The sequence below is a fragment of the Rhodanobacter thiooxydans LCS2 genome, assembly GCF_000264375.1.
GTDB lineage: Bacteria > Pseudomonadota > Gammaproteobacteria > Xanthomonadales > Rhodanobacteraceae > Rhodanobacter > Rhodanobacter thiooxydans.
In genome coordinates this window covers 16398-29183 of the sequence record NZ_AJXW01000051.1, presented here as the reverse complement: position 1 = coordinate 29183, position 12786 = coordinate 16398, and the positions used below count along the sequence as shown (strand labels likewise).

The 12786-nt window shown below is 65.4% G+C and carries 13 protein-coding genes and 1 tRNA gene; all 14 read right to left on the bottom strand.

What is annotated here, in order from left to right; all coding sequences use genetic code 11:
• Positions 1-64: 64 nt before the first annotated feature.
• The 14 genes from UUA_RS19360 to UUA_RS11070 all read right to left on the bottom strand — a co-directional run bounded on the left by UUA_RS19360 (position 65) and on the right by UUA_RS11070 (position 12785).
• Positions 65-871: a hypothetical protein gene (locus tag UUA_RS19360; RefSeq protein WP_153022846.1), complete on the bottom strand. Its 807-nt coding sequence runs from the start codon at positions 869-871 to the stop codon at positions 65-67.
• Between the two features lie 96 nt (positions 872-967).
• Entirely contained in the window at positions 968-2212 is a 1245-nt protein-coding gene (locus UUA_RS11130; RefSeq protein ID WP_039953852.1) for a tyrosine-type recombinase/integrase, read from the bottom strand.
• Between the two features lie 212 nt (positions 2213-2424).
• Positions 2425-2500, bottom strand: a tRNA-Lys gene (locus UUA_RS11125).
• Positions 2501-2572: 72 nt separating this feature from the next.
• On the bottom strand, positions 2573-3259 hold the full coding sequence (queC, locus tag UUA_RS11120) for a 7-cyano-7-deazaguanine synthase QueC (protein ID WP_008436878.1): 687 nt from the start codon (positions 3257-3259) through the stop codon (positions 2573-2575).
• Positions 3260-3417: 158 nt separating this feature from the next.
• Entirely contained in the window at positions 3418-4110 is a 693-nt protein-coding gene (gene queE, locus UUA_RS11115) for a 7-carboxy-7-deazaguanine synthase QueE (protein ID WP_008436876.1), read from the bottom strand.
• A gap of 12 nt (positions 4111-4122) precedes the next feature.
• Positions 4123-4989 (bottom strand): tol-pal system protein YbgF, encoded by an 867-nt coding sequence (ybgF, locus tag UUA_RS11110; protein WP_008436875.1) that lies wholly within the window; start codon positions 4987-4989, stop codon positions 4123-4125.
• A complete protein-coding gene (gene pal / locus UUA_RS11105) occupies positions 4989-5495 on the bottom strand; it encodes a peptidoglycan-associated lipoprotein Pal (RefSeq protein ID WP_008436873.1) in 507 nt (168 codons plus the stop codon). The genes ybgF and pal overlap by 1 nt, the downstream gene beginning before the upstream one ends.
• A 248-nt stretch (positions 5496-5743) precedes the next feature.
• A complete protein-coding gene (gene tolB / locus UUA_RS11100) occupies positions 5744-7066 on the bottom strand; it encodes a Tol-Pal system beta propeller repeat protein TolB (protein ID WP_008436872.1) in 1323 nt (440 codons plus the stop codon).
• Between the two features lie 8 nt (positions 7067-7074).
• Complete coding sequence (locus UUA_RS11095) at positions 7075-8019, bottom strand: cell envelope integrity TolA family protein (RefSeq protein ID WP_008436870.1); 945 nt, start codon at positions 8017-8019, stop codon at positions 7075-7077.
• Positions 8006-8470, bottom strand: coding sequence for a protein TolR (gene tolR, locus UUA_RS11090; RefSeq protein WP_008436868.1), 465 nt, complete (start codon positions 8468-8470; stop codon positions 8006-8008). The genes UUA_RS11095 and tolR overlap by 14 nt, the downstream gene beginning before the upstream one ends.
• Before the next feature lie 13 nt (positions 8471-8483).
• Positions 8484-9170, bottom strand: coding sequence for a protein TolQ (gene tolQ / locus UUA_RS11085; protein ID WP_008436866.1), 687 nt, complete (start codon positions 9168-9170; stop codon positions 8484-8486).
• An 18-nt stretch (positions 9171-9188) separates the two neighbouring features.
• Complete coding sequence (gene ybgC, locus UUA_RS11080) at positions 9189-9626, bottom strand: tol-pal system-associated acyl-CoA thioesterase (RefSeq protein ID WP_008436865.1); 438 nt, start codon at positions 9624-9626, stop codon at positions 9189-9191.
• Entirely contained in the window at positions 9619-10668 is a 1050-nt protein-coding gene (gene ruvB / locus UUA_RS11075; RefSeq protein WP_008436864.1) for a Holliday junction branch migration DNA helicase RuvB, read from the bottom strand. Before ruvB ends, ybgC begins: the two co-directional genes overlap by 8 nt.
• A 215-nt stretch (positions 10669-10883) precedes the next feature.
• Complete coding sequence (locus UUA_RS11070) at positions 10884-12785, bottom strand: potassium transporter Kup (protein ID WP_039953851.1); 1902 nt, start codon at positions 12783-12785, stop codon at positions 10884-10886.
• Position 12786: the final 1 nt, after the last annotated feature.

Below are 12786 nucleotides of genomic sequence, written 5' to 3'. Positions count from 1 at the left end.
ACTTCGGAGTTGAATCCGCCGGATGACATACGATCGGCCTTTGTTGATTAGGACGGTCAGGAAATTAGGCACCGGAAGGCTTCGAGTCCAAAGAGAAAGGTTCGATTTTTTGCGCACCGGCCCTGCACCACGCCTGATATGCACGAATCGCGTCCCTAATCGCCATATCGCTTACCGCGAGACCATCGCCCTTGGGTGCCTGTCTCGGGTCGGTATGGCCTCTTCTTGGCATCAGGCGCAGTCGTTCAGTCCATAGGGAGCGGACGAGCTCATGCGTACCGTTGCAGCACGCAACCAAGTCGCGCAGAAAGTCTGGAAGCTCTCCCGAAAGCGTTTCTTCGTCGACGCTCCATCGCGATTGAACGCGCTTGCCAGCGCGTTGCCATGTGATACAGCCGGCCCGTATGACCACCGTGAAAGCAGCCCACGGCCGGCCTACCTTCCAAGCCTTGCCGGTCGCCACCTCCAGCGTTGCCAACAGTCGCAGCAATTCGATGCGCTCGGCATTGCCGGCATCCAGTGCATCCAGCAGTGGCAATGGGTTGAAGCTCGGCTTGGTAAGAACCAGCTCCATTCCAACAAGAGCGTTCTCACGCAATGCCTCAGCAAGCTTGCGCGCACGCAACACCAGGCTCGATGCCCGCGAAGGGGGTTTGTCGGCGTATTGCAGCAGTGCCTTCACATGCGTGAGTGCCTTTTGGAGAGCGGGCATCGGGGAGTGCTTGCGCACAGACGCCGGGCAAGGATTTGCCCGGTTGTGCATTATTGTCGACGCCAGCATGTGGCGAATGCCGTCATCTACAGACAACCCATATCTATCCAGTAGCGCGTCGACAACCGGTCGGTACCATTGCATCAGATATTCGGACACGCACACCTCTGCGCCCTTCAATAGGTGCCGCGCCAGCCGGGGAAGGTGCCTGGTTTTCGGATGGCCGTCCTAGGCGCGGCGTTCAACAGTTGCCAGTCAGCTTACCTTGCGTGTCATCGGCACAACATTGCCGCCGGCCTTCAAGGTATCCAAATAGTCCGCCCATGCCGCCATCATCCTGCGGCGTTCGGCAAGGTGCGCGGTGCGGTTGTAGGCGCGGCCGTTCGGGTCCTTGACCGCGTGCGCCAGCTGGTGCTCGATATAGTCCGGCCGGAAGTGCAGCACTTCGTCCAGCACCGTGCGCGCCATCGCCCGGAAGCCGTGGCCGCTCATTTCATCGGTGGCGTAACCCATGCGCCGCAAGGCAGACAACACCGCGTTATCGCTCATGGGTCGCTGCGGGCTGCGCGCACTAGGGAACAGGTAGCGCCCGCGTCCGGTCAGTGCGTGAAGCTCGCGCAGGATCGCCACGGCTTGTGGCGCCAGCGGGACCAGGTGCGGCTGACGCATCTTCATTTTCTCGGCGGGCAGGTTCCATTGTGCTGCGTCCAGATCAAACTCCGCCCACTCGGCGTGCCGCAGCTCGCCCGGTCGCACGAATACCAGCGGGGCCAGCCGTAGCGCGCACCTTGTCACGAACGAACCTTGATAGGCGTCCATTGCGCGCAGCAGGCCGCCAATAGCGTTTGGTTCAATGATCGCGGCATGGTGAGTTTGCTTGACCGGCGGCAACGCGCCGCGCACCTCGGCAGCCGGGTTGCGTTCGGCGCGGCCGGTTTGGATGGCGTAGCGAAGTACCTGAGTGCAGTACTGCAAGACACGGTGTGCAGTCTCGACGGCGCCACGGTCAACAATGCGGTTCGCGGTCGCCAGCAGCTCCTTGGTCGTGATATCAGCAACCGGCCGGTTGCCCAGCCACGGGAAGGCGTCATTCTCCAATCGGGTAATGACTTTGCTGGAATGGCCTTGTGACCACACGGTTGCATGTTTGGCGAACCATTCGCGCGCGATGACTTCAAAGCTGTTCGCCGCGCGTTCCTCGCCCGCTGCCTTAGCGGCCTTGCGCTGTTCGCCAGGATCGACGCCAGCGGCCAGCAGCTTGCGCGCCGCGTCGCGTTTCTCGCGGGCTTCGGCTAGGCCGGTGTCCGGGTATGTTCCAAGCGCCAGCCGTTTCTCTTTTCCACTGTGGCGATATTTGAAGCGCCACCATTTGCCGCCAGCAGGGACAACCTCCAGATACAAACCGCCCGTGTCGCCCATTTTGTACGGCTTTGATGTTGGCTCCCCTTTCGGGTTAATGCCCGGTTTGGCCTTGCGGATGGCAATGTCGGTCAAAGGCATAGCGGCAATCCTCGCTTGAGCGGAAAGCAACACGGCGAAGAGCGGCCCAGGGGCCATCTCCTCACCATCGGCAACCTACTGCCCCCGATACTGGCCCTAGCAGGGGCCAGATTGCAATGCACGACGCTGGACTACTTCGGACACAAAAAAGGCCGGAACCTTTGCTGTTGCTAGGGTTTCCAGCCTTCGTTGGACTGTATTGGAGTTTGAAGTGGTGGGTCGTCCGGGACTCGAACCCGGGACCAATAGATTAAAAGTCTACTGCTCTACCAACTGAGCTAACGACCCCTCATTGCAAAACTCAAGCGGGCAATTTTACGGGCTGGGCGACAGCCGTACAAGCAAACGCACCGACCCGCTTCAGACGTAGCGGGTGGGATCGGACAGCCCCGCTTCGCGGAAGCCCTGTGCGCGCAGTCGGCAGGCATCGCAATGGCCACAGGCACGGCCTTCCTGGTCGGCCTGGTAGCAGCTGACCGTGGCCGAGAAATCCACGCCGAGACGCTGGCCCTCGCGCGCGATGTCGGCCTTGCTCATGCGCATCAGCGGCGCATGGATGCGGATGCCGGCGCCTTCCACGCCGGCTCTGGTGGCGACATTGGCCAGTTTTTCGAACGCCGCGACGAAGGCGGGGCGGCAATCCGGATAGCCGGAGTAGTCGACCGCGTTGACCCCGCACCAGATGTCGCTGCAGCCGAGTACCTCGGCCCAGCCCAGCGCGATCGACAGCATGATGGTGTTGCGCGCCGGCACGTAGGTCACCGGGATGGCGCTGCTGTCGGCAGCATCCAGCGGCACATCGATGTCGGCGGTGAGCGCGGAGCCGCCGATGCTGCGCAGGTCGATGCCGACCGTCTTGTGCTCGACCGCACCCAGCATCGTCGCCACGCGGTCGGATGCTGCCAGCTCCGAGCTGTGACGCTGGCCGTAGGCCACGCTGAGCGCATACACCTGGTAACCCTGCTCGCGCGCGATGGCGATGGTGACGGCCGAATCCATGCCGCCGGAGACGAGCACGACGGCCTTGCGGGGAAGTGGTTCAGACATGGGTTCATCCACTGGGGTACGGCCGATCACCGGCCGGAAAGCGCACGCGGCAGCACAGGCCACAGCGCGTAAAACCGGGGTGCGTGAAGAGGAGTGAAAAGTGAGTGGAAAGCACGCTGCGTACTCTCGCTTCTCACTCCTCTCCCCTCACTTCTCACCTATTTTCCTCGCGCGTCGTTCCACAGCAGCTTGTGCAGCTGCAGCTGGAAACGCACGGGTAACTTGTCGGCGATGATCCATTCGGCCAGCTCGCGCGGCTCGACCTTGCTCCACACCGGCGAGAACAGCACCATGCAGCGGTCTGCCAGCGTACGCTCGGCCAGCACCGCGCACGCCCACTCGTAGTCGGCGCGACTGGCGATGACGATCTTGACCTGGTCGTGCGGCAACAGATGGTCGAGGTTCGACCACAGGTTGCGCGCGCTCTCGCCCGAGCCCGGCGCCTTCAGATCCATCACCTTGTGCACGCGCGGGTCGACTGCGGAAACATCCAGCGCGCCGGACGTTTCCAGCGAGACCTCGTAGCCGGCATCGCACAGCTTGCGCAGCAGGATCAGGCAGCGCTTCTGGGCCAGCGGCTCACCGCCGGTCACGCACACGTGCTTCGCGCCGTGCGTGGCGACCTCGGCGAGAATGTCGTCGATCGCGTGCCAGTTGCCGCCGTGGAACGCATACTCGGTGTCGCACCAGACGCAGCGCAATGGGCAACCGGTGAGGCGCACGAACACGGTGCGCCAGCCGATCGCGTCGGCTTCGCCCTGGATCGAGTGGAAGATCTCGGTGATGCGCAGGCGCCCGGCAACCGCCGCGGCAGGCGTGCCGGACGCCTCGCGCGCGTCATGGCCGCTCATATCGTTACCCGCTCAGTTGCCCGACTGCAGTTGCAGGCGCTGCAGGCGCTCCTGGGCGAGGCTGGCCGCCTTGGAGCCCGGATATTTGGCGGTGACCTGAGCCAGCGTGGCCTTCGCCGCCGCGGTCTGCTTGAGCTCCAGCTGGCTGTAGCCGACCTTGAGCAGCGCGTCGGCTGCCTTGTCACTCTGCGGAAACTGGCTGAGCAGCTGCTGGAACGATTCCAGCGCCACCGGATAGTTGGTGGTGGCGTAGTACGACTCGCCGAGCCAGTACCAGGCGTTCGGCGCGAGCGCATGGTTCGGATACTGCTGGATGAAGCTGCGGAACTCGCGCGAGGCTTCCACGTAATTGCCCGCGCGAATCGCCTTGAAGGCCACGTCGTAGGCGGCCTGGGCCGCGGCCGGATCGCCGGCGGCGGTGCCATTGTTGCCGGCCTTCGCGGCGGGCTGGGCGGCGGTCGCGGGGTTGCCGGAGCCAGCGGCAGTGGCCGCCGCAGCCTGCCCGCCGGCCTGTGCCTGCGGGTTGTTGCCCGCCGCCGCGCCAGCGCCCGCCGCACCGCCCTCGAGTCGCCCGAGGCGGGCGTCGAGATCGGTGTACTGAGCCTTGTTCTTGTCGTCGAGCGTCTGCAGCTGGTGCTGCAGTTCCTCGACCTGCCCCTGCAGCTGCTGCACCTGTGCCTGCAACTGCTGCATCTGGTTGACCATGCCGGTGCCGGACTGGTCCTTGTTCTGTGCCTGCTGTTCCAGCCGCGCGACGCGATCGGCGAGACTCAACCGCGAATCCTGCGCGAATGCCGGGAACGCGAACAGCATGGCGGACGCGACCGCGCCCGCCATGCTGAACCTGGCCGCAAAGCTGTTAGCCAGTCGCTTCATCATTACTGCGCCGTGTAGACGATCTCGACGCGGCGGTTCTTGCTCCAGCAATCCTCGTTGTGCTCACGGCACACCGGCTTTTCCTTGCCGTAGCTGATCACTTCCAGCTGGCTGGCCGAGCCACCGTTGGCCTGCAGCGCGTCAGAGACGGCATTGCCGCGACGCTCGCCGAGGCCGAGGTTGTACTCGCGCGAACCGCGCTCGTCGGCATTGCCTTCGAGACGGATGTGCGAGGTCGGGCGATCCTGCAGGTACTTGGCATGGCAAGCCATGATCTGCTGGAACTCCGGCTTGATCTCGGTCTTGTCGAAGTCGAAGTACACGACGCGCTGACGCAGGCAGGCATCGGTATCGAGGTCGGCGGGGGTGTACTTGCCGTCGGAGACGGGAGCCTGGACCGGAGCAGCCTGCTCCGGGGCGGGCTGGGGTTTGACTTCCTGCTTTTTGGAGCAAGCGGCCGCGCCCACGCAGAGCAGGGCGACCAGGGCAATGCGAACGGTCTTATTCATGGTGACGTTCCTTACGGGTTGAGTTCCGACAAACGATGACGACTGGGTTACGGGACAGCTGACGCCGGTTGTCCGGCTGTTATTTTGACACTTGAGAGGTCGATTGTGCATGGCTCTGCACGGTCGCCCTGACTGGCTCCTGGCGCGGCGAAGCGCCATGGCCGGAAACCGAAACGCGCCTCGCAGCGCCGTTCGGGCCCAATCCCTGGGCATCAGGCTGCCGCACTCGCGCGCAGCAGCCTGGAAAGTCAACGTTGCCGGAAGGGCCCCCAGGCAGGCTCGCGCACGTCGCCATCGGAAAGCACGAGGCGCTGGCGAACCAGACCGTCAGCCGATACGGCATACAACACGCCGCGACGTCCTTCGGTAGCGGCGTAAAGCAGCATGCTGGCATTCGGAGCAAAACTCGGGGACTCGTCGATCGGACCCGGCGAGAGGAAACGCACCTGGTCACCCAGGCTGCGATCCATGATGGCAATACGATACACGTTCCCGTTGCCCTGCACCATGGCGATCTGCTTGCCGTCGTAGCTCACGTCGGCATTCAGATTGCTCTGGCCCTGGAAGCTGATCCGCTGCGGCGTACCGCCGCTGGCCGGCACCTGGTAGATCTGCGGCCGGCCGGAACGGTCGGAGGTGAAATAGATGCTCTGGCCGTCGGGCGCCCAGACCGGCTCGGTGTCGATCGACAGGCTGTTGGTCAGGCGGGTTTCGCGCCGGCTGGCCAGATCCAGCACGAACAATTCCAGGTTGCCGACATAGGACAGCGCCACCGCCAGCTTGCTGCCGTCGGGCGACCACGCCGGCGCGCCGTTGATCCCCCGCGGATGGGATTCCACCAGCTGGCGCGAGCCGGTGGTGATGTCCTGCACGTAGATCGATGAATTGCCGCTCTCGAACGAGACGTAGGCAAGCTTGCGCCCGTCGGGCGACCATGCCGGCGTCAGCAGCGACTCTTTCGAGCGTGCCACCACCTGCGGGTTGTAGCCGTCCGAATCGGCCACGATCAGCGAATAGGTGGTGTGGTTGCCCAGGCCCACCGCGGTGATGTAGGCGATGCGGGTCCAGAACGCGCCGCGCACGCCGGTAATCTTCTGGTAGATGATGTCCGCGATCTGGTGCGCCACGCCACGCAGGTCGCCCGCCGGGGCCGGCGGCATCTGCTGGTGCAGCAGGCTCTGCTGCTTGTTGACGTCCCACAGCTCGTACTCGACCTGGACCATGCCGTTGCCGACGTCGGCGACGTTGCCGACCACGATGTAGTCCTGCTTGAGCAACCGCCAGGTGGCGAACTTGATGTCCGAGCCTTTGGACGGGAACTCCACGATGTCGCTCTTGGCCAGCGAGCGGAACTTGCCGGAGCGGTTGAAGTCGTTGCGCATCACGTCGGCCACGTCGGTCGACAGCGGCGCGCCGCCGGCCTGGGCAAACGGCACCACCACGATCGGGGTGGCGGTCTTGACGCCGCCGACGATGTCGACATTCAGCGACTGGGCGGCGGCCGGGCCGGCAACGAACAACGCCACCACGGCCAGCAGGATGGCGGCGAAGCTGGGGCTGGATTTGCGCATGGGCTTGATCATTGCGGCCTGAAAGTGAAGGTGAGGTTGCGCTGGAACACGCTTTCAAAGCCCTTGTAGGGCAAGGTCTTGGTACGCAGCACCGCATTCTCGACCGAACGCCGGCCAGCATCGTCGTACGGGCAGCTGGAATCCACGGTGGCGCTCATCACGTCACCGCCGGGCGACTGCACGATATGAACCTGGCACGGAACAGACGGTATGTTATCCGGCCTTAACCAGTTCGGCGTGACCGCATTCTGAATGGCCGCTGCATATTCGTCGGCGAGGTTGCTGTTCTGGCTGTTGTTGCCGGTCTGGCGCTGTGCCGCGTTGGGCAGGTCGGGAGCGCCGTTGTCCTGGGCGTTCTTCAGATCCTCCAGCTGCTGCCTGGCCTGCTTGGCCCGGTTGTCGAGCTTGCGGGTCTGCTGCGCGGCGGCGTCCATCTTGGCGAACAGGTCGTCGATCTGCTTCTGTTTCTCCTGCTTCTGCCTGGCCGCCTGCGCATCCAGCTCGGCCTGGCGCTGGCGCTGCTTTTCCTCCTGCACCTGCTTGGCTTCCTCGGCCTTCAGCGCCGCCTCCTCCACTACCCGCTCCTGATCCTTGAGGTCCGGCTGCTTGGGCGGCGGCGGCAGGGTCTTCACCTCCTGCGCCTCGATCTTGGGCGGCGTCGGCGGCGGCACCGTCGGTGGCGGCGGCGTCGAATCGGGTACCGGCTTGACCTTCACCGCCTTCGGCGGCGGGCTGCCGGTGGGGCCGATCAGGGTGGCCTCGATGATCGGACCCTGCAGCTCCAGCGGCTTCGAGCAGGTGATCGGGTTCATCCACGCCGGCAGGTGCAGCGCGTCGAACACGTTCTCGTAGGTCGAACACGGCAGTACCGCGAGGAACAGGAACCCCACAATGCCGATGTGCAGGACGGCGGAAAGTACGACCGCCTTCGGCGTCGCCTTACTTTCGTCCATCGGAGGCGCTCTTGCCCTGGCCGCCCGGCTGACCCGGCTGGCCCATCAGGCCGACCTTGGCCACGCCGGCCTGCTGCAGGTCGGCCAGCACCTTGAACACGCCGCCGTAGCTGCCGCGCTCGTCGCCGCCGACCAGCACGCTGACTTCGGGGTTCTCGCGCACGAACGCGCCCACCTTGAGCTTGAGCGTGTCGGCATCGACCAGTTCCTTCTTCGCCCCGCTCAGGGTCAGGTAGAGCTGGCCGTCCTGCAGCACCGAGACCAGCACCGGGTCCTTCTTCTGCTGCAGCGACTTGGCGTTTGCCTGCGGCAGCTGCACGTCGACGCTGGAGTTCATCATCGGCGTGGTGACCATGAAGATGATCAGCAGCACCAGCATCACGTCGATGTACGGCACCACGTTGATCTCGGATTTGAGCTTGTAGCGCCGCTGGCGCCCGGAGGTTCGCATGGCTGCTCTCCGCTCAGGCGACGTCGTCGGTCTGGATCTGCCGCTGCAGTACCGAGGAGAACTCTTCCTGGAACACGTCGTAGCGCGAGGCGATGCGCTCGACCTTGGTGGCGTAGCGGTTGTACGCCCACTGCGCCGGGATCGCCGCGAACAGGCCCATCGCGGTGGCGATCAGCGCCTCGGAGATGTGCGGCGCGACCACCGCGATGGTCACGTCCTTCATGTCGCCCAGGCCCTGGAATGCGCCCATGATGCCCCACACGGTGCCGAACAGGCCCACGTACGGGCTGATCGAGCCGACGTTGGCGAGGAACTCCAGGTTGCGCTCGAGCAGGCCGATCTCACGCGTGCCGGCGACCTGCATCGCGCGCTCGGAGCCTTCGATCACGCTGCGCGTGTCGTGGGTCTTGCGCTGACGCTGGCGAGCGAATTCGCGGAAGCCCGACTCGAAGATGTTCTCGATGCCGCCGGTGCCGCCGTTGCGGTTGCTGACCTCGCGGAACAGCTGGGCCAGATCACCGCCGGACCAGAAGCGCTCCTCGAATTCCTCGGCATTCTCCATCGCCGCCTTGGTCTGCGAGTACTTGCGGATGATGATGACCCAGGACAGGAACGAGAACACCAGCAGGATCAGCAGCACCAGCTTTACCGGCACGCTCGAATCGGCGATCAGCGTGAAAACATTCAGTCCACTGTTCATTGCTTGCAGGTGCTCCGCCTATCGGCCTGGGTTGTCTTGAAGTGCGGTTTGCGGGATCAGGTCGGCAGGAATCGGCGCCGGCCGCATGCGCTGGAGGTCGACGCAGGCCACCCGCACGCTGGCGCGGACCAGGCAGCTGCCGTCGTTTCCCGTGATCGTCTGGGCGAACAGGATACTGGCTGCGCGCCGTTCTTCGACGTCGACCGTTACCGACAGTTCATCATCCAGCAGGGCGGGTTTGAGGAAGTCGATGCGCATGTCGCGCACCATGAAGGCCAGCCCGGTGGCCTGCTTGAAAGCCATCTGGTCGACACCGAGCGCGCGCATCCACTCGCTGCGGGCGCGCTCCATGAAACGCAGGTAGCCGGCGTGATAGACCACCCCGCCGGCATCGGTGTCTTCCCAGTAGACCCGCACGTTCCAGCGGAAGGACGGCTTCGCGGCAGGCTCAGGCATCGTCGGCCCCACTCCCGAACAGGTCGGCGGGCTGCGCCTGCCGCGGCGGCGGAACCAGCCCCAGGTGGCGCCAGCCCCTGGCGCTGACCATGCGGCCGCGGGCGGTGCGCACCAGGTAGCCCTGCTGGATCAGGTACGGCTCGACCACGTCCTCCAGCGTGCCGCGATCCTCGCTCAGCGCGGCGGCCAGCGACTCCACTCCGACCGGGCCGCCGCCGAAGTTCTCGATGATCAGGCCGAGCAGGCGCCGGTCCAGCTCGTCGAAACCTTCCGGGTCGATCTTCAGCATATCCAGCGCGGCGCAGGCCGCCGCCAGGGTGATCTCGCCGCCGGCGCGCACCTCGGCGTAGTCGCGCACCCGGCGCAGCAGGCGGTTGGCGATGCGCGGCGTGCCGCGCGAGCGGCGGGCGATTTCCTGCGCTCCCTCCGGCGCGCAGGCGATACCGAGAATCTTCGCGGCGCGGCGCGCGATCGCGGTGAGTTCATCGGCGGAATAGAACTCCAGCCGCTGCACGATACCGAAGCGGTCGCGCAGCGGCGCGGTAAGCATGCCGGCGCGGGTGGTGGCGCCGATCAGGGTGAACGGCGGCAGGTCCAGCTTGATCGAGCGCGCGGCCGGTCCCTCGCCGATCATGATGTCGATCTGGAAATCCTCCATCGCCGGGTACAGCACCTCCTCGACCAGCGGCGACAGGCGATGGATCTCGTCGACGAACAGCACGTCGTTCGCCTCCAGGTTGGTCAACAGCGCGGCCAGGTCACCGGCGCGCTCCAGCACCGGGCCGGAGGTGGAGCGCAGGTTGACGCCCAGTTCGTTCGCAATCACATGGCTGAGCGTGGTCTTGCCCAGCCCCGGCGGGCCGAACACCAGCACGTGGTCCAGCGCCCCGCCGCGCTTCTTCGCCGCCTCGATGTAGATCGACAGCTGCTCGCGCACCGCCTGCTGGCCCAGGTACTCGGCCAGCCGCTTCGGCCGGATGGTGGCTTCCAGCGCCTCGTCGTCGAGCTGGGCGGCGGCGGTGATGATGCGGGCTTCGGTCATGCCGGCATTATGGCGACTTGTGTGGGTGAATATGGAGTGGGAATCAAGAGCAGGAGCAGCCGTTCCCATGAGCCAAAGAAGTGCTGTCCTGCACTTCTTTGGCTCGCCCCGGTCGGGCTACGCCCGACCGGGGCTCCGCAGGTCGATCGCATCCGCGATCGGCCTGCGTGCGACCCATCCGTGGGCCGCGGTGGAGATCTGATCCGCTACGCGAATCAGATCTCCACCTGCGCCCCCAGCTCGATCAGCCGGTTGCCGGGGATCTGGAAGAACGCGGTGGCCGGCATCGCGTTGCGCGACAGGAACGCGAACAGCTTGTCGCGCCACAGCGCCATACCGGGGCGGCGCGCATCGGCCACGATGGTTTCGCGCGACAGGAAGAAGGTGGTGTCCATCATGTCGAAGCCGAGTCCTTCGCGCGAGCACTGGGTCAGCGCCAGCGGGATGTTCGGGTCCTCGGCGAAGCCGAAGCGCAGCTCCAGCCCGAAGAAGTTGCCGCCCATCGGGGTGATCGCGATGCGCTCGTGGGCCTCGGCCACCGGCGTTTCCAGCGTCTCCACCGTCAGCAGCACGTTGCGTTCGTGCAGCACCTTGTTGTGCTTGAGGTTGTGCAGCAGCGCATGCGGCACGGCGTGCTGGTTTGCGGTGAGGAAGATCGCCGTGCCCGGCACGCGCAGCGGCGGGTGCTCGGCAATGTTCTCGATGAACGGCGCCAGCGCCAGGCCACCCTGCTTGATCTCGCGCACCACCAGCTCGCGGCCGCGGCGCCAGGTGGTCATCACGGTGAACAGCACCACGCCGAGCACCAGCGGGAACCAGCCGCCATGCGCCACCTTCAGCAAGTTCGCGCCGAAGAACGACAGGTCGATGATCAGGAACAGCACGCCCACCAGCACCACCGTCAGCCAACTCCAGTGCCAGCGCTTGCGCGCCACCACCAGCGCCAGCAGGGTGGTCATGGTCATGGTGCCGGTCACCGCGATGCCGTAGGCGGCGCCCAGGTTGTCGGAGCTGCGGAAGCCGAGCACCGCCAGGATCACCAGCACCATCAGCATGCGGTTGACCCACGGCACGAAAATTTGCCCGGACATCTCGCGCGAGGTATGCACCACCGCCAGCCGCGGCGAATAGCCCAGCGACATCGCCTCGCGGGTCATCGAGAACGCGCCGGAGATCACCGCCTGCGACGCGATCACCGCCGCGGCGGCCGACAGCACGATCATCGGGTACAGCAGCGACTCGGGCACCATCAGGTAGAACGGGCTGGAGATCGCCAGTGGGTCGCCCAGCAGCAGCGCACCCTGGCCGAAATAGTTGAGCAGCAGCGCCGGCAGCACGAAGCCGAACCAGGCCAGCCGGATGGGCTTCTTGCCGAAGTGGCCCATGTCCGCGTACAGCGCCTCGGCGCCGGTCAGCGCCAGCACCACGCCGCCGAGCGCGATGAACGAGGTATCGCCGTGGCTGAGGAAGAAGCGCACTGCATGCAGCGGATTGACGGCGTACAGCACCTGCGGATTGGCGATGATCTGGCGCACGCCAAGCACCGCCAGTACCACGAACCACAGCGTCATCACCGGCGCGAACGCCTTGCCGACCTTGTGCGTGCCATACCGCTGCACCGCAAACATGCCCAGCAGGATCGCCAGTGCGATCCACACCACGTACCTGCCCAGGCCGGGCGCAGCGACCTGCAGCCCCTCGACCGCACCGAGCACCGAGATCGCCGGGGTGATCACGCCGTCGCCATAGAACAGCGCCGCACCGAAGATGCCGATGCCGGCCAGCACCCAGCGTGCACGTGCCGAGCCGCTCATCGAGCGCTGCGCCAGCGCCATCAGCGCCATGATGCCGCCCTCGCCCTTGTTGTCCGCGCGCATCACGAAAGTGACGTACTTCAGCGACACCACCATGATCAGTGACCAGAACACCAGCGACAGCACGCCCAGCACCGCCGGTTCGGTCGGCGTCATGCCGTGCGTGCCGAGGGTTTCCTTCATGGTGTACAGCGGGCTGGTACCGATGTCGCCGAACACCACGCCGATCGCACCCAGCGCCAGCGCCCGCAATCGGCGCCGGGTCTCTGCCGGCGATTCGCCCTGCGTGGCGTGCTGTCCCACG